Origin of the sequence: Entomobacter blattae, assembly GCF_014672835.1 — a bacterium.
Lineage (GTDB): Bacteria > Pseudomonadota > Alphaproteobacteria > Acetobacterales > Acetobacteraceae > Entomobacter > Entomobacter blattae.
Map to the genome: position 1 here is coordinate 238,618 of NZ_CP060244.1, position 22,252 is coordinate 260,869.

Here is a 22,252-nt window from a genome sequence, read left to right on the forward strand (position 1 = left end):
CAGGTGCGGTTTTTTGCGAGCTCATCCATAAACTGTTTTTCTCAATCTCCTCAACAACTTAGGGTTCCTGATAGAATTTTAAAAAGCTGACTGAACCCGCATCACCACTGAATCTAATGAACGCCCATTCAGATTAATGGGATTTCCATCAGAATAACTAGCATGAATATGGCTATAATCCAGCATCACCCGAAAGTGGCGATTCAAAGACCAGTTCAAGCCAAGGCTGACGATATCTTGCTTACCACCTTGCACTCCGCCCTTATCAATCTTATCGTTAAGGTCAACAACGCTCCACCGAGCTTGGGCTTCCAAAGCGCCCAAGTTTCCATGTGTCGGATTAAAATCCTCTTCCACTCCTGGAGCGCGAAATGCTGCAGAGCGGATATCATAGGCACGAGGTTTTCCAAAAATCGTATAACCTGCGGAAACATAGTAGCCTTGAAAATTCAAATTTGGGAGGCTCCCTTGCTCACCCTTACCATCACGATTAACACCAATATGAATATATTCCGCCTTAAGCAACGCTCTATCCCAGCGCACAGCAAATTCAGGCCCAGCTTCCCATATTTGCGAGACATCCTTAAGAGTTCCGGTCGTCACAAGGCGATCAGATGTTAAACGAGATTCCGGCCTTGCCCCCAGAGAATAAAGGCGGCCACCGGAGTTTTTATCAACCTGAAAAGCACTTGAAGCTGATAGACCCAAATGCATATCCCAATCCTTACTAGCAATAGGCCGCCCTGCCACACGAAAAACACCCCCCGTCTGATTTTCGACAGTGGAAGGATCATTCGTGTTACGACCAAAGGAATGCCCGGTTAAATAAGCTCCTATATACCATTGATCCCCATAGGTAATCCCACCAACACTAAAACGGGCATCGCCTGCAGCAATATTACGGGCAATCTCAGAAATCTCTGGCCGCTCCAGGAACTGGAATTCATTAGAGCTTTCAGAATCTTCCAATGTCACACGAGGCTGAAAATAACCGATCGTCAGAATGGTATTTTCCAAGCCACCATATTGTAAGTTTCCTTCATAAAGGGTTACTTTCCCGTCAGGGCTCCCCCCATATTCTGGCGTCACATTGGCAGCAAACGTATCATAGCGGAAGGTGAAGGGAATACGGAGCCTACGGGCATTTTGCGTAAAACTTTTAAAATCTCCCTTTTTCTCTCCCTCTCGCGGAGCAGTGCTAAGAAAACCTCCAAAATCCTCATGAAAAGCTAACCCAATGGCTAAACTGTAATGCCCATCATCGGAGGCAATAGTCGGGCGCCCTCCTGGGAAACCAATGGTTATTCCGCCAATATGGACACTTTCATCCTTAACACTGGCTGTTTGTATTAGCGGCATATCAGGTGACCAAAATGAAGCCCCACGATCTGGCGGAGGACGATCAAGATGTTCTACCACCATTGGCTTTTTGCTTTTTTTGCCGTGAGCAGACACTGGCTCATCACGCTTCTCTGCTGTAGCAAGCATAACCGGCCGAGGTCCCGCCGCAACTTGAGGGTGAGAGGCCTGACCCTCTACAGACTCAGCTGGCTTGGCAGTCGCTACCTGGGTAGAAGAGGTTGAAGTATGGGCATATTTTGTACGATTATGAGACGAAGACCCACTCTTTTGGGCCATCTTGGCATTAACATGTGCGAGCTCCTTTTTGAGCGAAGAAATCTGAGCTGTCATGGCCTGTGCCATTGCCAGCATCTGTTTTTTCAAGGCAATAATCTCATCATGCTCTGAAGAAGGAGGCGCTGCATAAGCTGCTGTGGAACATAAAATGGAACCAATAAAGGAAGCTGTAATTTTTCTGGAATCAATCCATTGCATAAGAGCAGTAACCTTCTTGCTTGTAAAACTGCTCTTTCATTACCAATTCAGCGGCCAAAAAGTGTTTCAATACGATGAAGCTTCTGTGAAAGTTTTGTTAAACTCAGTATGTAATATGACTCTTTGTCATAAAAACTTAACAAAAATGAGATGGAAAAATTACGCCTCCACTCTTAAAGTTTTGCCAATACCAACGGTTTTAAGGCTTTATTATGCGCCACTTTTTCTTATCTGTTCCCGTTATGGGGTTTACCTTTTTGGCCCTCTCCTTTTCTGCCCATGCCCAACAAGACACAACCATTACCGGGGTGGGCTCAAGTTTTGCAGCGCCTATCTATCAAAGATGGGCCGCATCCTCTCAATCACAAACACATATAAAACTCAATTATCAGGCCCTAGGCTCCAGCGCCGGACAAAACCAGATCATGAATCATACAGTGGATTTTGGCGCTTCAGACGTGCCCCTTCCCCCTAACAAGCTGGAATATAACCACCTGCTCCAATTTCCAACCATTTTAGGCGGAATCGTGCCTGTAGTGAATATTCCCAATCTTAAGTCCGGTGAACTGCACCTAACAGGAGAAATTCTGGCCAATATCTTCCTGGGACAGATTACGTATTGGGATGACCCAACCATACAAAATATAAACCCTCATCTTAAAATGCCCCATCTGGAAGTTGCCCCCGTTCATCGAGCTGATGGTTCGGGAACAACCTTTATCTTTACCTCTTATCTGGCGCGGCATTCCAAAGAGTGGGTAAAAAATGCCGGAGCAGGAACTTCCATCACCTGGCCTAGTGGCACGGGAGCCAAAGGAAATAACGGTGTAGCCTCAGTTGTAAAAAATACCGAAGGTAGTATTGGCTATGTTGAATATGCCTATGCCCATGAAAATGCCTTAACGACACCAGCCTTAAAAAACCGTACCGGGCGGTTTATAGAACCTAACGAAAACAGTTTTGCAAAAGCAGCGAGTTCAGCCCACTGGGAAAAGGCCCAGAATTACGAGGTAGACCTGTTGGATACTGAAGGCGAAGAAGCATGGCCTATCCTTTCCGGCACCTATGTTTTACTCTCCAAAGAGAATAAAAATAATCTGCCAGTCGTTCAGTTTTTTTCCTGGGCATTTGACCACGGCAACCCAACAGCGCAGTCTCTTTTTTATATCCCACTCCCTAACACCGTTAAAAACACTATACGCACCACGGTTTGGAACCATGCTGTTTCGCCTTCTTCATCTACACCATAGCTTTGAAAGACCAGAAATAAAAGCAGGCCAAATCGTATGAATTTTTCTAAAAAACATCTTTCCTCCACCGTTTTTTCCTGTCTGGTATGGGGTGCGGGGCTTTTTGTGTTGGTGCTCCAGCTCGCTATTATGACGGAAATGTTTCTAGGAGGGTGGAAAGCTTTCTCTACATTTGGCTTTCATTTTCTTATCGATAGAAGCTGGAACCCCGTTAAGCAGGTTTTTGGCGCTGCAGCGCCCTTATTTGGCACCCTTATGACATCGATCATTGCCCTTGTCATTGCCCTTCCCTTTGCTTTTGGGTGTGCCTTTTGGCTTAGCCAGCTGGCACCCCCTAAAATGAAAAAAATTGTTGGCCATGCTATCCAACTCTTAGCAGCTATTCCTTCTATTATCTTTGGCATGTGGGGGTTTTTTATTGTGGTGCCCTTCATGGCCCGTGTTGTACAGCCTTATGGAAAAACCTTCTTTAAAGATATCCCCCCTCTTGAGTGGCTTGTCCAAGGACCGCCCTTCGGAACAGGGTTGCTCACCGCAGGCATTATCCTTGCAATTATGATTACCCCCTTTATCTGCGCTATCCTGCAAGATGCTTTTGCCAACACCCCAACAAACCTGATCGAAAGTGCCTACAGCCTAGGCGCAACAAAATGGGAAATCGTGCGCCATATTATCCTACCCTGGTCATTTCGGCCCCTTATTGGGGGAATTATCCTAGGATTGGGCCGAGCTTTGGGAGAGACAATGGCCGTTACATTTGTTATTGGCAATGCGAACCGGATTGGCTGGTCTCTCTTTTCTCCCAGTAATACAATAGCCTCACTTATTGCCCTTGAATTTCCTGAAAGCCCAGCAGGGAGCTTAAAGCTTTCTGCTCTCTTAGCCTTAGGGTTTATTCTTATGGTGATCTCTTTTTTCACCTTAAGCTATTCACGGTTCTTACTCAAAAGGTTCTCTTAAATTATGCATTCCTCTGCATCTTCCTTGCAAAGGCATAAAATTTCATCTGTCGTCAAAAAACGGCGGCTCATGAACCAAATAAGCTGCTTGCTGGCATGGGGGGCTACAGCCCTTGTGGTGATGGTGATTTTTTCCATTCTCCTCACCCTGCTATGGAATGGAATAAGGGGCTTAACCCTCTTTACCTTTACCCATATTACGGCAGCTCAAGGCCTGCCAGGGGGGTTACTGAATGCCATTATGGGCAGCCTTATTCAGGTCAGTCTTGCCACCTGCCTTGGCACCCCTTTAGGAATTCTGGCAGGAATTTTCCTTTCTGAGTTTAACCGCTTCCCCGCTCTGTCCAGTGCGGTGCGTTTTGTCTCTGACATGCTGCTTTCAGCACCTTCTATTTTAATTGGATTATTTGTCTACCTTCTCCTTGTCGCCAGTGTTGGCCATTTCTCTGGCTTTGCAGGGGCCTGTGCCTTAGCGATCCTCATTATTCCCGTCATTATTCGCACAACTGAGGATTCCCTTCACCTGGTTCCTTCAGCGTTAAGAGAAGCAGGAGCAGCCTTGGGAACAGCCAAATGGAAAACTGTGCTGTTTATCTGCCTTCCTTCTGCTAAAACTGGGATATTAACCGGAATTTTACTAGGGATCGCCCGCATCTCTGGGGAGACAGCGCCCTTACTTTTTACCTCCCTCGGTAATATGGACTGGTCCATCGACCTCGCCAAACCCATGGCAAGCCTACCGCTTGTTATTTACGCTTATATTGATTCTGCTGACACAGCCTGGATCCACCTTGCCTGGACAGCCGCACTGCTTATTACCATAGGCGTTTTAGGGCTTAATATTGTGGCCCGCTCATTTCTTTCCACCCCAGCCCAAAAACAGAAATAACCATGACCCCTGCCCCAATAGAGAACAAGACCATCCTCTCCATCGAAAAACTAAACTTTTTTTATGGCCACCAACAAACGCTCTACGACATTACAATGAATGTCCCTGCCTACAAGGTTACAGGCCTAATTGGCCCTTCAGGCTGTGGAAAATCAACCTTACTTCGCACCCTTAACCGAATGTATGATCTCTACCCCGAGCAACGCGCAGAAGGAACAGTTCTTTTTGAAGACTATGATATTCTTTCTAGCAAAATTGACCTCGATCTTTTACGCACAAAAATAGGGATGGTTTTTCAACGCCCCACAGCCTTTAGCATGTCCATTTTTGATAATATTGCCTTTGGGATCCGCCTCCATGAAAAGTTGAATCTCACAGAGCTGGAAGAACGTATTACCAATGTTTTACAGCAAGTAACCCTATGGAACGAGGTTAAAGACCGCCTGCATCATTCTGCCCTTTCCCTTTCTGGCGGCCAGCAGCAGCGCCTATGCATTGCCAGGGCTTTGGCCACCAAACCTGAGATCCTCCTCATGGATGAGCCAACAAGTGCCCTTGATCCTATCTCTACAGCTCATATTGAAGAATTACTCGACGAGATCTGTCAAAACCACAGTATTATTATTGTTACCCACAACCTTCAGCAAGCCGCCCGTTGCACAGACCAGGTTGGTTTTCTCTTTCAGGGAAAACTCGTGGAACTAAATGCCTCAGAAAAACTCTTTACTGCACCAGAAAACCCTCGCACACAGGATTATATAACGGGCCGTTTCGGCTGAAGGATATTGCCCCATGACATCTCAAAAACATACCGTTCATAGTTACGAAAAAGAGCTTTCTTACCTTAAAGAGCTATTACTGCGCATGTCTGGTCTTGTAGAGCAGCAATTTTCAAATGCAATTAACCTTTTATTGCAAGGACAAAATACAGCCCTTGCCCAAAACATCATAAGAGCAGATCAAAAAACAGACAGTCTTGAAAAAGAAATAGAAATCAACGCCATTAAACTTTTAGCGTTAAGGGCCCCCATGGCCCAGGATCTTCGAGAAATTGTCTCCTCCCTTAAGATCAGTGCCAATCTTGAACGCATTGGCGATCTTGCTGCCAATATTGCCAGACGCTTCACCGAAATAGGCGATATTAACACCCTTCCCCCTCTCTCCTCACTCATAACCATGGGTAAACGCATTGAGGATAACCTGCAAAAAACCATTCAGGCCCTTACCCAACTTGATAAGGATATGGTGTTCTATCTCTGGGCGGCGGATGAACAAATCGACCAATTCTATATCAATGTTTTATGTGAAATTACCAACTATATGACTGAGCATAAAGAGTATGTCACACCCTGTTCACATCTCCTCTTTATTGCCAAAAATATGGAGAGAATTGGCGACCATATTACAAATATTTCAGAATATGTTTATTATATTGTCACTGGCGATCTTCTCCCCTCAAATATCAGGAGCGAAAAAAATTCTCCTGCTTACAAAAACACATAATGAAAGAGAGACGATTGCCCCATCCCCCCTATATTCTGATAGTGGAAGATGATGCTGCCATTACTTTGCTGCTCACTTATAATCTTACCCAGGCAGGTTTTGAAGTTAGCACGGCTGGAACAGGAAAAGAAGCCTTGGAAAAAATCAATGCCCGCCTGCCCGATGCTATTATTCTTGATTGGATGCTTCCAGTCTTCTCAGGCATAGAGGTGTGCCAGAAAATCCGTGCCACCCCGCATCTTCAGAATCTGCCCATTCTTATGTTAACAGCACGCAATAAAGAAGAAGATACCATCAATAGCTTTACAAGTGGAGCCGATGATTTTGTTACCAAACCTTTTAGCATTACTCCCCTTATCTTGCGTTTACGGGCCCTTTTAAAACGCTCCCACCCTGCTCAAAACCACCATAGCCCAATACTGACCTTTCATGATGTCACTATGAATCTACAAGAGCACAAAGTCCAAAGAGGACAGCGTAATATTTTGCTTGGCCCGACCGAATTTAAAATGCTTGAGCTTTTTTTACGCAACCCTCGTAGGGTTTTTTCCCGTAATGATTTGCTAAATATTTTATGGAGTGCACATAATATCAACGTAGAAGCCAGAACGATTGATGTTCATATCCGACGGTTAAGACGAGAACTCAATGCCGAAAATGAACCCGATATTATTCGTACCATACGGTCTGCCGGTTACGCCCTCGATCTCGTCTCAGCTTCATAAAATAAGACAGAGTATGGTGTTTTTCGTTACCTTCATTGCCATAAGCAGCCTAATAGGGTGGGGAATAACCATCTTTGCTTATCATTCAAACCAGAAAAAACAACGCCTGACCGCACTCTATAAACAAAAGGAAAGTAAGGAACATCTTCAACAATATATCTATGAAGTTCTTCTCCAAATGGTAGAAACCCTCCCACATAACCTAATCTTAATGAATAAAGAGGGGGCTCTCCTTTACACCAATTCTCACGCGAAGCAGTCACTCGATTATGACCTTCATACCCTTCTTCGCCATCCACAATTTTTTCTACACAGAGACCGAATTTTAATACGGAAATCCTCTTCTTTCCACATTACCCTTACCATCGGTTCAATACGTCATTTTCACGTAACCATGCAGGCAACTACCCTCGCCCATTACCCAGACACTCTCATTCTTATTGGCATTACAAACCAAAGCCATCAACATACTCTGGAGCAAACTCAAAATGACTTTATTGCCAATGCAAGCCACGAACTTCGTACCCCGCTAACAGCCCTTAAGGGACTTATGGAGACCATACTAGGCCCTGCCAAAAAAGATGAGCAGGCAAAATCGGCCTTCTTGCAGGTCATAAATGAAAAGATTCACTACATGATCAACCTTACCGATAATCTTTTGTACCTTTCCCAGCTTCAATCCAGCTTTACTCCAGTCCCTAAGAAGCCTACACACCTTACTGACATAACCCGTAAAATTGTTGACGATATGCGCCTTTCCTTTCCTCACATCAACTTTGAGCTCCAACACCCCGCCGCCTTTCCACCCATTACAGCCAACACAACGCTGATTGAGCAAATGATAAGAAATATTATGGAAAATGCCGTACGATATGCTGGAAAAGGGCAGATATCCCAAGGCCATATTACCCTCTCCTTACAGGAAGTAAGAGAAGGAAAAAAACAAAAATGGCCCGATAATCACGGAATGCTTTTACAAATTGAGGATAATGGTCCAGGGATACTACCGCAGCATATTCCCAAATTGACCGAACGATTTTACCGTGCCGATCTTCACTCACCCGGCAGTGGCATTGGACTTGCCATTGTACAACACATCGTCAACAGCCATAATGGGCAGATAAAAATAGAAAGCCAACTCAATAAGGGAAGCCGTTTTTCTATATGGCTTCCCCTTGAGAGATAAACCCTTTAAAAGCTCTGGATTTTCTAAAGTTGTTTTTCAAGAGAATCAAGCACTATACGCACCGTTTCCTCTGGCGTCTGCACAACATCCACCACAATAGGATTTTCATCCTGCCCGGGGGGTTCCAAGGTAGCCAACTGACTGGGAAGCAAACTAGGAGGCATGTAATGGCCAACTCTCTTCTTCATCCGATCCTCTAAAACAGCTTGAGGCACATTTAAATAGACAAAACGGACACTGTTGCCCATATCGCCCCGCAACAAGTCACGATATTTCCGCTTTAAGGCTGAACAGGTTAAAATGCCAGCGCCATGCTGAGCATGAATGCTTTGAATCCACTCATGGCATTTTTCCAGCCAAGGATATCTATCTTCATCCGTTAAAGGAACTCCAGAAGCCATTTTATCGACGTTCGCTTTTGGATGCAGGGAATCCCCTTCCTGATAAGGCCAACCCAATGCTTCTTGCAAACCTTGAGCTACGGTTGTTTTTCCACACCCTGAAACCCCCATAATAACAAGAATGGCTTTTTTCACAGCTTGCTGATAAGCAAGACGCTCTTCTTGTGTTAAATGCTCCATGATACTCATTTATTAATGCTCCAAACGCTTGATACCGTGGCTTCCTGCTATCAACACCTCCGCTGTGCGATCAATAAACAGGCCACTTTCAACAACACCCACCACACTGCCAATATCACGCTCAAGCTTTCTGGCGTCTTTTACCTCTTTAAAATGGCAGTCCAATATTATATTACCACCATCTGTAATAAACAGCTTTCCATCATTTCCCCATCTCTGGGCAACCTGTGCTCCTAAATGAGAAAGCTGATGCGCTGTACTTTCCCAACCAAAAGGAGTAACCTCTACCGGAACTGGGGTATGTTCTCCCAATTGTTTAACCATCTTTGTTTCATCTGCCACAATCACCAATTTTTTAGATGCAGCAGCAACAATTTTTTCCCGTAAAAGAGCCCCTCCCAACCCCTTAATAAGATTAAGGCTCCCTTCTTCAATCTCATCGGCGCCATCAAAAGTAACATCTATAACAGAATGATGGATAAAATCCGTTAACTCTATTCCTAAAGAAATCGCAAGTTTTGCGGTTGCCACCGATGTTGGAATGCCAATACATCTAAGCCCTTGCTGAGTAACCCGCCTTCCGAGCGATTCCACAAAGCAGGTCGCCGTGCTCCCACTTCCTAACCCAACGATCATGCCATCCTGAACCAGGGATGCTGCGATTTCTCCGACTTCTTTTTTGTACGGAAGTGCAATATCAGACATTCTTTACAACTTTCATCTCTCATGAAACGAATAACAAGGCGCAAACTCTTTCCTAAGGTTTTTTACTCCACAACAGCCTTATCAACCAACCACACAAGTGTTCCTTCGGTTGTAATATGGCTTGCTACTTCTGCTGGATCACCAGCCCTAACACGGGCAAATACTTCTTTTTTGCTCGCACCGTTTAACATAAAGACAACATGACGGCTTGAGTGAATGGCTGGAAAAGTTAACGTCACCCGAGTATATGGGGCATCATCAGGTACACAGGTTGAAACCCATTTTATTTTTTCCTGAAGCACGGGAGTCCGTGGGAAAAGAGAAGCCGTATGGCCATTTTCCCCCAACCCCAGCAAGACAACATCAAATAGCGGCTGACCAGGCTTAAGCCCCTTTGCACCATAAATACTTTCAAGCTCCCCTTGATAGGATTCCGCAGCGGCCTCCGCAGAATTTCCATAACGAATAGGGTGGATGTTGCTTTCGGGAATCTTGATATGATCCAACAAAGCTTCTTTAACCATATGATAATTACTGGCAGGATCCGTGGGGAGAACAAAGCGCTCATCCCCAAAAAACAGATGAACGGTCTGCCAAGGCATACGGGTTGCAAACTCAGCGGTCGCCAAAATCTCATAAAGCCGTTTAGGAGTAGAGCCCCCTGAAAGGGCGAGAATAAACGGGGCCCCTTTTTTTGCCAAAGCCTGCTCACAGAGCCATTTGGCTGTATGATAGGCAATGGCCTCTCCATTCTCAAAAACTTCAATATCACCAGATTTTACGTCACTTCCACTCATCGCAGCCTCTCTTAAACAAACCAATCCATTATTTTTTCAATAAAACTAAACGACGCGTATGTTTTTTAACAAATACGTGCAATCTGTTCCAAAAATCTTACAAAACCCTACCCTTTCCTGAATCATCAAGAAAGAACGTAGTGCTTAATGGCCTCTGCCCATCCCTCTTCCTCATTTGAGCCTGTTACAAAATCGGCTTCTGCCTTTACATGAGCAGAGGCATTCCCCATAGCGATAGAAAACCCTGCCTCCTGAAACATAGGAATATCGTTATCCATATCACCAATACAAAGAGTTTGTTCTAACGGAACCTGCATGATTTCTGCCAAATGCCGTAAAGCATGCCCTTTGGTCGCCTGAATATGGGTAATATCCAAATAATGCCCTGTTGAATGGGCAATATTGATTTGGGAAGCATAGTTTTGTAAGAGGTTTTTCTTGACCTCTTCTAATATGTCCGGCTTCCGGCTAACCCCCATAATTTTTTCAATCCCCACATCCTTCCCCATATCCTTCATCGTACTTTGAGCTCGCCTAATAGGAGCCATTTGTAAGACAGATTCTTCATCTTCAACGTAATCCTGGCTATTTTCCCCAACAAACCATTCCTCACCAGAGAAAAGCCATACATCCACCCCCAACGTCTGCAAATATGCGACTATATCAGAGACCAAACCCGCGGATAAAGAATACCGAACCAGAACTTTACCAGCCTCATCCACAACAAGACCCCCATTATATCCCGCTGCAGGGGTCTGTAATTTTAATTGAGACAAAAACATCCTCATCCCCTTTGGGGGACGGCTACTCACCAAACATAAACGAATACCTGCAACTTGTAGGCCATTTACAACATCTACGGTCTCAGCCAACAGCTTTTTCCTACTGGTTACCAGTGTTCCATCTATATCTGATACAACAAGTTTATAAACCATGGGCCAGTACTACCTTTGAAGCCGAGATATTTCTTTCTCTGGGAGAAATATTCTTCCACAAAAACAAAGAAGATTACGACAAAGCATATGCCTGTTATAGCTTAAGCCAATGCCGCCCGGTTTTAGACAAGAGTTCTTCTGCCTCATAGGGGCCTTCTGTCCCTGCAGGGTAAAAGCAGAGAGGGTCTTCATGATCTTTCCAGGCGTTTAGCGCTGGTTGAACGATCTCCCAGCCAGCTTCAATATTATCTGCCCGCTGAAACAACGTGGCATCCCCCACCATGCAATCATAAAGCAGGGTTTCATACCCAGTGCTTGGGCCTACGGTAAACCAGTCTGAATAATCAAAATTCATCCGAACCCCCCCAAGGCGCACCATAGGACCCGGCACCTTGGCTGAAAACTGTATGGTTACCCCTTCTTTAGGCTGGATATGCAAAACCATAATATTTGGGGTTAATTTTTCTACTGGTGTGTCCCGAAACAAGGCAAAGGGAGCCTGTTTAAAATGAATGGAAATTTCCGTCTTTCTATGCGCAAGTCTTTTACCCGTACGGATATAAAAAGGAACTCCCGCCCAACGCCAGTTATCGATTTGTAATTTCATGGCCACATAGGTCTCAGTTTGAGACTTTGCAGCAACACTCCCCTCACTACGGTAACCATCTACCGCAACACCCTCTATTGCCCCGGCTGTATATTGACCACGAACAATATCAGCAGCTGTTGGCGGGGCAATCGCTGCCAAGACCTTTGTCTTTTCATCACGAACAGCGTCTGCCTCAAACGAAGTCGGTGCTTCCATAGCGATCATCGTTAAAAGCTGCATAATATGATTCGGGACCATATCTCTTAACGCCCCGGTGACTTCATAAAAACTACCACGTTTTTCAACACCCACCGTTTCTGCCGCTGTAATCTGAATGTGATCTATATTCTGACGATTCCAAAGGGGCTCAAACATCCCGTTTGAAAACCGCAATGCCAGAATATTCTGCACCGTTTCCTTACCAAGATAATGATCAATACGATAAATCTGTTTTTCAGAAAGGGTTTTGCTGAGTTCAGTATTAAGGGTTACAGCTGAGGCATAATCGGCCCCAAAAGGTTTTTCAATAATAACCCTTCGATAGCAGTCTGGCTTCTCAACAGTCAGTGCTGCATTGCCAAGCTGATCGACAATAACACTAAAAAAGCGTGCGGCCACAGCAAGATAAAAAATACAGTTCGACTCCCCTAATAGCAGGGAAAGCTTGTCATAAGTGCTGCTTTCAGTAAAAGACCCTTGTAGAAAGGTCACACGCTCCATCAACCAGTCCCAGGTGGACTGTTCTAGAGCTACAGCATTTTTCCCGCGCCTTTCTACAAAGTCTTGCATCGTCGCCGTAAATTTTTGGCGTAGTATTTCCGTACTACTTTCAGACCAATCGACAGCAATAACAGAGAACTCTTCGTCAAGAAGTTGCGCCTGCGCAAGATTATAAATGGCCGGCATAAGCAGGCGCGTCGTTAAATCGCCACCACCGCCAAAAATAACAAACTTACAGGGTGGCCCTTTTTTAGGGGCACTTGGCTGAAACCCATCGTCAACCTCTATAAAAGAGTGGTCTTTCTTACTATCCATTGGTCTGTTCTTTCACTGCTTTACTCTGGTTTTTCAGAGATGATAATGAAAAGCCACTATTTTGGCTCTATATGCCCACCAAAACCAAAGCGCATCGCGGAAAGAATTTTCTCAGCATAGTTATTCCCTGTCCGTGAACGAAAACGTGTAAACAAGGAAGCCGTCATAACAGGAACAGGAACATCTTCTTCAATTGCGGCTTCGATTGTCCAACGTCCTTCACCAGAATCAGGGACTTCTCCTTTAAACTGCGGCAGTTCTTGATCCTTGACAAGAGCCTGAGCACAGAGATCCAACAGCCACGAAGAAACAACACTGCCTCTTCTCCAAACCTCGGCGATATCCGCCACATTTAGCTTGAAGCGTTGATCTTCTGGTAAAAGCTGGGAATTCTTTTCTTTAATAACATCAAAGCCTTCAGCATAGGCCTGCATCATACCATATTCTATACCATTATGAACCATTTTCACAAAATGGCCAGAACCAGCAGGGCCGCAATGAAGGTAACCCTTCTCAGCACGAGGATCCAACTCTGAACCACGGTTTTTTGTACGCTCAATTTCACCAATTCCAGGGGCCAGGCTTTCCAGAATAGGATCAATATGATCTGCAGCTTCTTTTGAGCCACCATACATCATACAATAGCCACGTTCCAGCCCCCAAACACCACCAGAGGTTCCTACATCAACAAAGTGAATGCCCTTTTCGGCTAGCTTCTTAGCTCTCGCCAGGTCATCCTTATAGTAAGAATTGCCACCATCGATCACAATATCCCCTTTGTTAAGAAGGGAGCCCAATTTCTCAACGGTATCCCCCGTAATCTTACCAGCAGGAAGCATTACCCAAACAATTTTGGGAGAAGAAAGTTTTGAAACCACATCTTCAAGGCTTGTAGCGGCAACACTGCCTTTGGCTTCAGAATTTATTTTCTTCACGGCATCGGCAGACTGGTCAAACAACACGACCTCATGCCCATGTCGGGAGAGGCGTAAAGCCATATTTCCACCCATACGACCAAGACCAACCATTGCTAACTTCATAAAATCAACCTTTTCAATTTTCATTTAATTTCTACGCTTTTAGAACAGAACACTATCGCCCCTTGCCTAAAGCGTAGGATGACAAACCTAATTTCTCATAAAGAGGGGCTTTTCAGAATGGAAAAAAGAAAAGCCCCTTGCTTTAACTACTTTACTGCACTTTTCATAGCGTTCCCCAGTTTTTCTAGGCCGCTCTTGAGATCTCCTTGGATATGCACGCGCAGAACTCTACGCCCACGCTCACTCAGAACATCGAAGTCCCCTCGTGCCTGGGCTGCTCCAACAACACCAAATGTATATTTCTCCCCTGGGATACTCACATCGGCATGACTGTTATCACTTGTCACCTGCAGGAAAACACCATCATTGGAGCCACCTTTATAAGCCTGCCCCGTAGAATGAAGGAAACGAGGCCCAAACTCAGCAGCTGTTGCAACTTTCTTGCTATCGCGCACGGCCAGTCTTAAATCCTGAATCCATTTGCGATGAGGCATATTACGCTCAATATAGGCAAGAATACCCACATAGTCCCCAGCTTTAACCCGTGAGAAATGAGACTTCAAGATCTCGGCCAGAGAATTACCGCTAAGCTCCTTACGATTTCTTTCATCGGTAAAGAAGCTAAAATCCCCATCTGTAGCAAATGGTTTTTCATCAGGCAGTTTTCCAGTCTGGTTATAAGCATCGGTAAGAGCACGCGTTTTAACCTTACTGGCTTCAACATCTGGCTGATTAAAGGCATTAATGCCCATGATAGACCCAGCAACCGCTGTAGCAAACTCCCAACGGAAAAATTCCTGGAAGACATGCTCAATATCGTTCAGAGAAATTGTTACCACAGGCTGGCCTGCAGCAATCAGCTTCTCAATCGCTTTATCTTGGGCAGCATCAGGCTTTGAAGCAAGACGGACATAGGCAAAAACCCTATCTTTCCCATACACTGCAGGATCCCCCAGTGTTTCATCATCAATGGGAACAAGTGCCTTTCCTTCTTTTCCTGTCGATTCTGCCAAAAGCTGTTCAAGCCAGGCACCAAGGTCGTAAATGGCAGGAGAAGCAATAATCGTTACCTTATTACGGCCAATTGTTTGCCCAACACCCAGAACAGTTCCCAGCAATACGCCTGGATTATAAAGGGGTGGTGCCCCGGCAGAGCAGGCCTTTTCCATTCTCTGGGCCGTTTGTAGCAGAGATTTTACAGGCAAGCCGGCCGCTACTGCGGGCACAAGACCAAAGTTGGATAAAACGGAATAACGCCCGCCAATTTCCTTACGACCATGAAAAATCTTCCAGAACTTATCCTTCTTAGCAACCTCTTCCATATGAGAGCCAGGATCGGTAACGGCCACAAAATGCTCACCAACCTTGTCGCCAAGAACCTTCTTAGCCGCCTCATAAAAATAGGCTTTCAGAACATTTGGCTCAAGGGTTCCGCCAGATTTTGACGAGACGATAAACAGGGTTTTGCCTAAATCTACAGCATTCTCAAATGTTTTAACCTGAGAAGGTAAAATACTATCTAAAACATGCAGTTTAGGAAAACCAGCCTGCTGGCCAAAGGTCTCAGCAAGAACTTCTGGCCCAAGGCTGGAACCGCCCATCCCTAACAAAAGAATGTCTTTAAAGCCTTTGGCTTTCACATCTTTCTGAAAGGCTTCCAGTTCAGAGACATTCTCAAGCCGTTCATCAATAATATCGAGCCAACCCAACCATTTGGACTCATCATCACCCGTCCAAACAGAGGCATCCTTGGCCCAAACCTTACGCACCTTGCCAGCCTTGCGCCAATCTTCCATGGCAGCATCAACTTTTTCCTTCATATCAGCCGGCAGGTCAATCTTAATGCCATCAAGCTTCTCGCCCTGTAGGGCAATCTGCTTGGATGCTACAGACCCAAGAAGAGCATCAAAAGCATCGGCAAAAGAGGAAACACCAGCTTCTAGAAGCGTATCGGTCACCTGTTTTAGGTTAATCCCCAACTTGGCGGCATCCGCCAGGACTTTCTTTGCTTCTTCAACATTTTCGGTCAGAGAGGCCCTGACTTTCCCATGGTCACGAAATGCATCAAACGTTGCAGGAGGAATGGTATTAACCGTTTCTGGACCAATCAACTCATCAACATATAGGGTGTCAGGATAAGCCTTATCTTTAACGCCTGTGCTAGCCCACAGCAAACGCTGAGGTTGCGCACCAGCCTGGGCCAGAGTTTTCCACCTATCAGATTTCATAACTTCCAGATAATGCTGATAGGCCATTTTGGCATTAGCAATGGCAACCTTACCCCGCAGGGCCTTGAGCTGGCTATTCTCCTTATCACCTTTAGCGACACGCTCATCAATTTGCTTATCGATCATAGTGTCGATACGACTGACAAAGAATGAGGCTACACTCGCAATATGAGAAATGTCCTCGCCTTTTTTATGGCGTGCTTCCAGCCCTTGAATGTAGGCTTCCAACACGGCCTTATAGGCATCCAGCGAGAAGAGCAGCGTTACGTTAACGTTAATCCCGTCACTGATAACCTGCTGAATGGAAGGCACACATTCTGGCGTGGCCGGTATTTTGATCATGAGATTTTTCTCATTGACCGCCTTCCATAAGCGACGGGCCTCATCAATGGTGCCCTGGGTATCATTGGCCAAATAAGGGGAAACCTCAAGACTTACGTACCCATCCTTGCCTTTTGTTTTTTCCCATACGGGAAACAGTACTTTTGTTGCAGCCCGAATATCATCAATCGCCATAGTCTCATATAAGGTTGAAACATCGGTGATCTGGGCTTGAGCTATCTGCTTGAACTGACCGTCATAGTCTGTTCCATGCCCCATAGCCTTCTCGAAAATAGCGGGGTTTGAGGTCACACCCTTCAGCCCATCCTCATCAACCAGTTTTTTTAAGCTGCCATTTTCAGTATATGATCTCTGGATAAAATCCAACCAAGGAGACTGACCAAACTTCTCCAATTCTTTAAGCGGATTGTTTCCCGCGCTCATGACAAATATCCTTATCTTTTAATATTTTAGAATTTAAAGACCCTATCAATTATTGGATCGGTACAATAAATCTTGAATTTCTTAAACATCATTAAACGAAAGGCTCATTTTCCGCACCGTTACAGGAAGCGGAAAATGCCTTATCGTTGACCGACGCTGATTAGGCCTTTTTAGCCTGTTCGCGTGCAGCCTTCAAAACCGCTTCTTCCGTAAAACCAAAATGTGGAAGAAGGTTTTTGAGCGGCGCTGAAGCTCCAAAACCATGCATAGCTATAATCGCTCCTGTGGTACCAGCATAACGCTCCCACCCAATAGCGGATGCCATTTCTACCACTACACGCCCCTTTACATCTGGCGGTAAAACACTCTCCCGATAGGATTGGGGTTGGGCTTCAAACAGATCCCAGCTCGGCATTGAAACGACGCGCACCTTAATGCCTTCCTGGGTGAGTTTCTCATAGGCTTTAACAGCCAGCCCCAACTCTGTGCCAGTCGCAATCAGAATGACATCGGGCTTGCCATTACTATCGGCCAAAACATAAGCCCCTTTGGCAACGCCTGAGGCTGAAGCATATTTTTTACGGTCAAGCGTAGGCTGCTCTTGGCGGCTCAGCACCAAACAGACTGGTTTATGTTGCTGGGTAACCGTAACACGCCAGGCTTCAGCCACCTCATTCGCATCGCCAGGGCGCAGGGTGATTAACCCAGGTGTTGCACGAAACTGAATGAGCTGCTCAATAGGTTGATGGGTTGGCCCATCTTCACCCACACCAATACTATCATGTGTAAAGATGTATATGACCGGTAGCCCCATCAAAGCCGAAAGGCGAATAGGCGGTTTCATATAGTCAGAGAAAATGAAAAAGCCTGAGCAATAAGCCCGAACACCCGAGACAGTCAACCCGTTTGCAATAGAGCCCATAGCATGCTCGCGTACCCCAAAATGCAGGTTACGGCCACCATAGGTGCCATTCCATTCCTTAGGCTGGAAAGAGCCTGCCCCTTCAAAGGTTAAGTCTGTTTTTGTTGAAGGAGCCAAATCAGCAGCGCCCCCAATTAACCAAGGATAATTCTTGGCAATGGCATTTAAAACCTTACCGGAGCTCGCCCGGGAGGCTACCCCTTTTTCATCGGTTTCAAACACAGGAATATCTTTATCCCACCCTTTAGGTAAACGATGATGAATAATATCCTCTACCTGTTGGCCTAGTTCGGGAAATTCCTTTTTATAAGCTTCAAACAGCTCATACCATTTTTTGCGAGCAGCAGCCCCGCGAGCCCCTACCCCTTTTTTGAAATGTTCCAGAACACCATCGGGAACATAGAAGGTTTTATCAGCAGGGAAGCCGAGGTTCTTCTTGGTTTCTGCAACCTCATCAACCCCTAATGGCTCACCATGGGCAGAGGCCTTGCCAGCCTTGTGAGGAGAACCAAACCCAATAACACTATGCTGAATAATTAAGGTAGGACGTTGTGTTTCCTTACGGCCCTCTTCCAGTTTGGCCTTAATATCGGCAATATTATTGGCATCTTTAACTTCCAGAACCTGCCAACCGTAAGCCTCAAACCTTTTCCCAACATCTTCCGTAAAGGCGAGATCTGTTGATCCTTCAATCGAAATTTTATTACGATCATAAAGCCATATCAGATTGCCAAGCTTAAGATGCCCAGCGAGGGAGGCTGCTTCGCTGACAACGCCTTCCATCATATCGCCATCGCCACAGAACGCATAAACGTTATAGTCAAAAAGCGGGAAATTCGGCTTATTATAATGCGTAGCCAACCAGAGCTGTGCCATAGCCATCCCTACCGAATTGGCACATCCCTGCCCTAATGGGCCGGTTGTGGTTTCAACACCTGCTGTATGACGATATTCAGGATGACCAGGGGTTTTGGAATTATATTGACGAAACGATTCGAGGTCTTGAATGGTAAGAGCAGGCTCATTCTGAACTTTACCCTCATGGGTAACATTATGGATACCGGTCAGGTAAATAACAGAATAAAGCAGCATAGAAGCATGCCCGCCTGAAAGCACAAACCTATCTCTTCCTGGCCATAGGGGATCTGCTGGGTCATATTTCAGAAGATTTTGCCAAAGCGTATAGGTTGCTGGGGCTAAACCCATGGGAGTACCAGGATGGCCAGAATTGGCTTTTTGCACACCATCAATCGCTAAGGTGCGAATTGTATTGATACAAAGCTGATCGATATCTGAAGCAGAGGCTGCCCCACCATCGGGAGCTCTCAACGATCCATTTAGAAATGAACGCATAAAATTTTGGCCCTCCTTGTGACCATCATCAATAGGGTAATCTTTTGACTTTCAGAAACAGGCTTCTTGCCCAATACAGCCAAAAACCTCGTTCCTTCCTTCCAAACCAAGATGCCTGGAAAAACCTTTTTCCCAAATCCAGCTCGGGATAATACGCTTAATTTCACCGCATAATAGGATATTTTTTTAAATTGAGTCTAGATTGGTAAATCAATATCATCAGATAACACAGAATTTAAGCATACCCATTTTACAAACAAGACACAAACTACTCTTTTTTTCTTTTTGAAATCAGCCCTCTTAAAAACCATGGCTTTGGGTAGGAAACGCCAAAACCCACTTTTTTAAGAGAAGGCTTACTCCTTACTTCATAAAAAGTATTCGCTCATTTTTTAAGTCTTTATTTTACACAAAAACGTTATAACACAAACGCACACTATCGGCCTATCCTCAGTAGGACTTATCTTCAGTATAAAACAGCTCAAATAGGGGGTTCGAGCCCGTCTAAAACCGTTTTTATACCAGAACAGCTATTCAACAACCATCTTAAAATCCAAGCGTTTACAAGTGATCTAGACAGTTTATTTTCAGGCAGGGGTTGCATGGTAAATTTCTTTTCCAGTTTACGGCAGTTTTTCTCAACAGAAAAACCTTTTTCCATCCCCCATGGAGGAAAAACCCTTATGGCCCGGGGGAAATACAGTTTTTTAAAGAAAAAACCTCTCCGTCCTTCCTCTTCTACCAAAAACATATCACAAATAATTGATCGACTAACCCTTGAGGAAAAGATTGCACTTCTCTCGTCGCAACTGGCCATTGATATAGCCGGTATACAAAAACCCCCTCATGCCATAGGAAGTGCAGGTTTTTGTGAGGGAAACAAAGATGCAGCTATCCCAGCCTTACAAATTACCGATGCAGGCCTTGGCGTAGGCATTACCCCTTATACCCCTTATCCAGAAGGAATAACGGCCCTGCCAAGCACCCTCACACTGGCAGCCAGTTTTTCCTCTACCATGGCAGAAAAAGCAGGAAACCTGATTGGGAAAGAAGCCTCACTAAGGGGGTTTAACGTTCTGCTTTTAGGAGGATGCAATTTAGTGCGTGAGCCTCTCTCGGGACGAAATTTTGAAACTGCGGGAGAAGACCCCCTCTTGTCTGGTCATATCTCAGGGGCCTTAGCAAGGGGGGTGCAAAATAATAAGGTTGTTGCCGCCTTAAAGCATTTTGTTCTTTCCCCACAGGAAACAAGGCGGGCTTTCTATAACGCAACCTTAAACGAAGAAGCCCTTCAAGAATCCGACCTTCTGGCGTTTTATATTGCCTTAGGCACCAGTCATGCCGGAGCGGTTATGCTGTGCGAAAACCGGGTCAATGACTTGCCTATGCCTGAAAATTCCTATCTTGTCACGACGGTTTTAAAAAAAGAATGGGGTTTTTCGGGATGGGTACTTTCAGAATGGGGAAGCACCCCCAGCTGTGAACCCTCTGCCATAGCAGGCCTTGACCAAGAATCCGCCCGTGAGCTGGACAAATCCCCTTATTTTACTGAACCCCTCTTACAAGCCGTGCAAGAAGGGCGCGTTCCGCTAGCACGTATTGATGATATGGTCGAACGCATCTTAAAAGGTCTTGCTCAAGCGGGCCTGTTCCCTGCGCCTTCACCCCCACCCCAACCTCTTGAGCCCAATGCCTTTACTGCTGATATGAAGGCCCATTACCTTACCGCGCGCTCTATTGCTGAAAAGGGTATTGTCCTTCTCAAAAATGACAATGAATGCCTCCCCCTGCCTTTTAACCTCACCCGTATCGCCCTCATCGGGGGCCATGCCGACCTTGGCATTCTCTCTGGTGGTGGATCCTCTCAGGTGACCCCACCCAACAGTCTATCGTTTGAGGTTAACGCCCAACGGGGGCATAATTTCCCTCTTCAACGTATTTATCACCCTTCTGTGCCCCTGCTTGAATTGCGTAAAAAATTTTCCTCAACAGAATTTGTTTTTCACGATGGAACAAACGTAAAAGAGGCCTCTCAAATCGCCAGAGACTGCGACGCTGCCATTATTTTCGCTGAGCAATGGATGAGCGAAGGACTGGATTCCCCAAACCTTGAGCTCCCTGATCAGCAAGATATCCTTATCAGTTCCATTGCCCTGGCGAATCCTAAAACCATTGTCGTTCTGATAACAGGGGGAGCTGTTAAAATGCCTTGGGTCAACCAGGTGGGGGCCATTCTTGCCGCCTGGTATCCTGGTATAGCTGGAGCTGAAGCCATTGCCCGTATTATTTCAGGGGAAGTAACTCCCTCGGGAAGGCTGCCAATCAGCTTTCCACACAATGAAGACCAACTCCCTAACCCCACGCCTATCGATATCACCATAGAAGATGGAAATTTTTCAGGGCCGGGGCCATTTGACATTTCCTATAAAAAGGAAGGGAGTAATGTCGGTTATCGCTGGTTTAGCCACACAAAACAAAAACCGCTCTTTCCCTTTGGATTTGGCCTCTCTTACACCAGTTTTCATTACTCAGACCTCATGATCACCGAGCAGGATGAGACCTTGGTAGCCACCCTTGATATTGTCAATACGGGTCAGTTCCGAGGGACAGATGTTCCCCAAATTTATGTTTCGCATACGGGTAGGACATCTTTTAGCAAACGCCTTATCGGATATTACCGTATCAACCTTGAGGCCGGACAAGGTGCTCGGATCTCTATTGTTCTTGAAAAAAAGATATTGGCGCATTTTCATTCTTCTCGCAGGCAATGGCATATTGAGGGAGGACGTTATGCCTTTACAGCGGCCCCCCATGCCGACGATGACACTTTGCAATATGATATAACCCTCTCAGAAGAATACCTTCCCATCAAGGCTATTGTTTCACCCTTTATATAGACGATCTTTTTTATATATAGACGACCTTTCTATTCTTTAGAGAATTGCCTTTCTAAA

General features: G+C 45.5%; 17 protein-coding genes. 8 read left to right on the top strand and 9 right to left on the bottom strand.

What is annotated here, in order from left to right; translation table 11 throughout:
- Window positions 1-78: 78 nt before the first annotated feature.
- Complete coding sequence (locus JGUZn3_RS01045) at window positions 79-1,836, bottom strand: OprO/OprP family phosphate-selective porin (RefSeq protein WP_203413944.1); 1,758 nt, start codon at window positions 1,834-1,836, stop codon at window positions 79-81.
- A 212-nt stretch (window positions 1,837-2,048) separates the two neighbouring features.
- Here JGUZn3_RS01045 and pstS point away from each other — a divergent pair, with 212 nt between their 5' ends.
- The 7 genes from pstS to JGUZn3_RS01080 are packed head-to-tail and all read left to right on the top strand — an operon-like array spanning window position 2,049 to window position 8,348.
- Window positions 2,049-3,086: a phosphate ABC transporter substrate-binding protein PstS gene (pstS, locus tag JGUZn3_RS01050; RefSeq protein ID WP_238996848.1), complete on the top strand. Its 1,038-nt coding sequence runs from the start codon at window positions 2,049-2,051 to the stop codon at window positions 3,084-3,086.
- A gap of 36 nt (window positions 3,087-3,122) precedes the next feature.
- The gene (gene pstC / locus JGUZn3_RS01055; RefSeq protein WP_203413945.1) at window positions 3,123-4,046 is read left to right on the top strand and encodes a phosphate ABC transporter permease subunit PstC; all 924 of its coding nucleotides are present in this window, start codon (window positions 3,123-3,125) and stop codon (window positions 4,044-4,046) included.
- Window positions 4,047-4,049: 3 nt separating this feature from the next.
- Window positions 4,050-4,934 (top strand): phosphate ABC transporter permease PstA, encoded by an 885-nt coding sequence (gene pstA, locus JGUZn3_RS01060; protein ID WP_203413946.1) that lies wholly within the window; start codon window positions 4,050-4,052, stop codon window positions 4,932-4,934.
- A 2-nt stretch (window positions 4,935-4,936) separates the two neighbouring features.
- The gene (pstB, locus tag JGUZn3_RS01065; RefSeq protein ID WP_203413947.1) at window positions 4,937-5,713 is read left to right on the top strand and encodes a phosphate ABC transporter ATP-binding protein PstB; all 777 of its coding nucleotides are present in this window, start codon (window positions 4,937-4,939) and stop codon (window positions 5,711-5,713) included.
- A 13-nt stretch (window positions 5,714-5,726) separates the two neighbouring features.
- A complete protein-coding gene (gene phoU, locus JGUZn3_RS01070) occupies window positions 5,727-6,437 on the top strand; it encodes a phosphate signaling complex protein PhoU (protein ID WP_203413948.1) in 711 nt (236 codons plus the stop codon).
- A 14-nt stretch (window positions 6,438-6,451) separates the two neighbouring features.
- On the top strand, window positions 6,452-7,162 hold the full coding sequence (locus JGUZn3_RS01075; protein WP_238996849.1) for a response regulator: 711 nt from the start codon (window positions 6,452-6,454) through the stop codon (window positions 7,160-7,162).
- Window positions 7,163-7,175: 13 nt separating this feature from the next.
- Window positions 7,176-8,348 carry a sensor histidine kinase gene (locus tag JGUZn3_RS01080; RefSeq protein WP_203413950.1) on the top strand — a complete coding sequence of 391 codons (1,173 nt, stop codon included), beginning with the start codon at window positions 7,176-7,178 and terminating at the stop codon, window positions 8,346-8,348.
- A gap of 23 nt (window positions 8,349-8,371) precedes the next feature.
- On the opposite strand, the gene JGUZn3_RS01085 is transcribed toward JGUZn3_RS01080, so the two are convergent.
- From JGUZn3_RS01085 to tkt, 8 genes are all read right to left on the bottom strand, one after another.
- Window positions 8,372-8,938, bottom strand: coding sequence for a gluconokinase (locus tag JGUZn3_RS01085; RefSeq protein WP_408871751.1), 567 nt, complete (start codon window positions 8,936-8,938; stop codon window positions 8,372-8,374).
- Between the two features lie 3 nt (window positions 8,939-8,941).
- Complete coding sequence (gene rpiA, locus JGUZn3_RS01090) at window positions 8,942-9,634, bottom strand: ribose-5-phosphate isomerase RpiA (protein ID WP_203413951.1); 693 nt, start codon at window positions 9,632-9,634, stop codon at window positions 8,942-8,944.
- A 62-nt stretch (window positions 9,635-9,696) separates the two neighbouring features.
- Entirely contained in the window at window positions 9,697-10,431 is a 735-nt protein-coding gene (gene pgl, locus JGUZn3_RS01095; RefSeq protein ID WP_203413952.1) for a 6-phosphogluconolactonase, read from the bottom strand.
- Window positions 10,432-10,556: 125 nt separating this feature from the next.
- A complete protein-coding gene (locus tag JGUZn3_RS01100; protein ID WP_203413953.1) occupies window positions 10,557-11,366 on the bottom strand; it encodes a Cof-type HAD-IIB family hydrolase in 810 nt (269 codons plus the stop codon).
- Window positions 11,367-11,460: 94 nt separating this feature from the next.
- A complete protein-coding gene (gene zwf / locus JGUZn3_RS01105) occupies window positions 11,461-12,990 on the bottom strand; it encodes a glucose-6-phosphate dehydrogenase (RefSeq protein WP_203413954.1) in 1,530 nt (509 codons plus the stop codon).
- A gap of 56 nt (window positions 12,991-13,046) precedes the next feature.
- Complete coding sequence (gene gnd / locus JGUZn3_RS01110; protein ID WP_203414732.1) at window positions 13,047-14,030, bottom strand: phosphogluconate dehydrogenase (NAD(+)-dependent, decarboxylating); 984 nt, start codon at window positions 14,028-14,030, stop codon at window positions 13,047-13,049.
- 146 nt (window positions 14,031-14,176) lie between these two features.
- The gene (locus JGUZn3_RS01115) at window positions 14,177-17,023 is read right to left on the bottom strand and encodes a bifunctional transaldolase/phosoglucose isomerase (RefSeq protein ID WP_203413955.1); all 2,847 of its coding nucleotides are present in this window, start codon (window positions 17,021-17,023) and stop codon (window positions 14,177-14,179) included.
- 160 nt (window positions 17,024-17,183) lie between these two features.
- A complete protein-coding gene (gene tkt, locus JGUZn3_RS01120) occupies window positions 17,184-19,298 on the bottom strand; it encodes a transketolase (RefSeq protein ID WP_203413956.1) in 2,115 nt (704 codons plus the stop codon).
- A 602-nt stretch (window positions 19,299-19,900) separates the two neighbouring features.
- On the opposite strand from tkt, the gene JGUZn3_RS01125 reads away from it, so the two are divergent.
- Window positions 19,901-22,195 (top strand): beta-glucosidase family protein, encoded by a 2,295-nt coding sequence (locus tag JGUZn3_RS01125; RefSeq protein WP_203413957.1) that lies wholly within the window; start codon window positions 19,901-19,903, stop codon window positions 22,193-22,195.
- Window positions 22,196-22,252 lie beyond the last annotated feature (57 nt).

Bases quoted from the DNA above. Each gene is read 5' to 3' on its own strand.
- pstS (WP_238996848.1), top strand. From the start codon at position 2,049: ATGCGCCACTTTTTCTTATCTGTTCCCGTTATGGGGTTTACCTTTTTG.
- phoU (WP_203413948.1), top strand. From the start codon at position 5,727: ATGACATCTCAAAAACATACCGTTCATAGTTACGAAAAAGAGCTTTCT.
- JGUZn3_RS01115 (WP_203413955.1), bottom strand. From the start codon at position 17,023: ATGAGCGCGGGAAACAATCCGCTTAAAGAATTGGAGAAGTTTGGTCAG.
- pstC (WP_203413945.1), top strand. From the start codon at position 3,123: ATGAATTTTTCTAAAAAACATCTTTCCTCCACCGTTTTTTCCTGTCTG.
- pstB (WP_203413947.1), top strand. From the start codon at position 4,937: ATGACCCCTGCCCCAATAGAGAACAAGACCATCCTCTCCATCGAAAAA.
- tkt (WP_203413956.1), bottom strand. From the start codon at position 19,298: ATGCGTTCATTTCTAAATGGATCGTTGAGAGCTCCCGATGGTGGGGCA.
- pgl (WP_203413952.1), bottom strand. From the start codon at position 10,431: ATGAGTGGAAGTGACGTAAAATCTGGTGATATTGAAGTTTTTGAGAAT.
- JGUZn3_RS01045 (WP_203413944.1), bottom strand. From the start codon at position 1,836: ATGCAATGGATTGATTCCAGAAAAATTACAGCTTCCTTTATTGGTTCC.
- JGUZn3_RS01125 (WP_203413957.1), top strand. From the start codon at position 19,901: ATGGTAAATTTCTTTTCCAGTTTACGGCAGTTTTTCTCAACAGAAAAA.
- JGUZn3_RS01085 (WP_408871751.1), bottom strand. From the start codon at position 8,938: ATGAGTATCATGGAGCATTTAACACAAGAAGAGCGTCTTGCTTATCAG.
- rpiA (WP_203413951.1), bottom strand. From the start codon at position 9,634: ATGTCTGATATTGCACTTCCGTACAAAAAAGAAGTCGGAGAAATCGCA.
- zwf (WP_203413954.1), bottom strand. From the start codon at position 12,990: ATGGATAGTAAGAAAGACCACTCTTTTATAGAGGTTGACGATGGGTTT.
- pstA (WP_203413946.1), top strand. From the start codon at position 4,050: ATGCATTCCTCTGCATCTTCCTTGCAAAGGCATAAAATTTCATCTGTC.
- JGUZn3_RS01100 (WP_203413953.1), bottom strand. From the start codon at position 11,366: ATGGTTTATAAACTTGTTGTATCAGATATAGATGGAACACTGGTAACC.
- JGUZn3_RS01080 (WP_203413950.1), top strand. From the start codon at position 7,176: ATGGTGTTTTTCGTTACCTTCATTGCCATAAGCAGCCTAATAGGGTGG.
- gnd (WP_203414732.1), bottom strand. From the start codon at position 14,030: ATGAAGTTAGCAATGGTTGGTCTTGGTCGTATGGGTGGAAATATGGCT.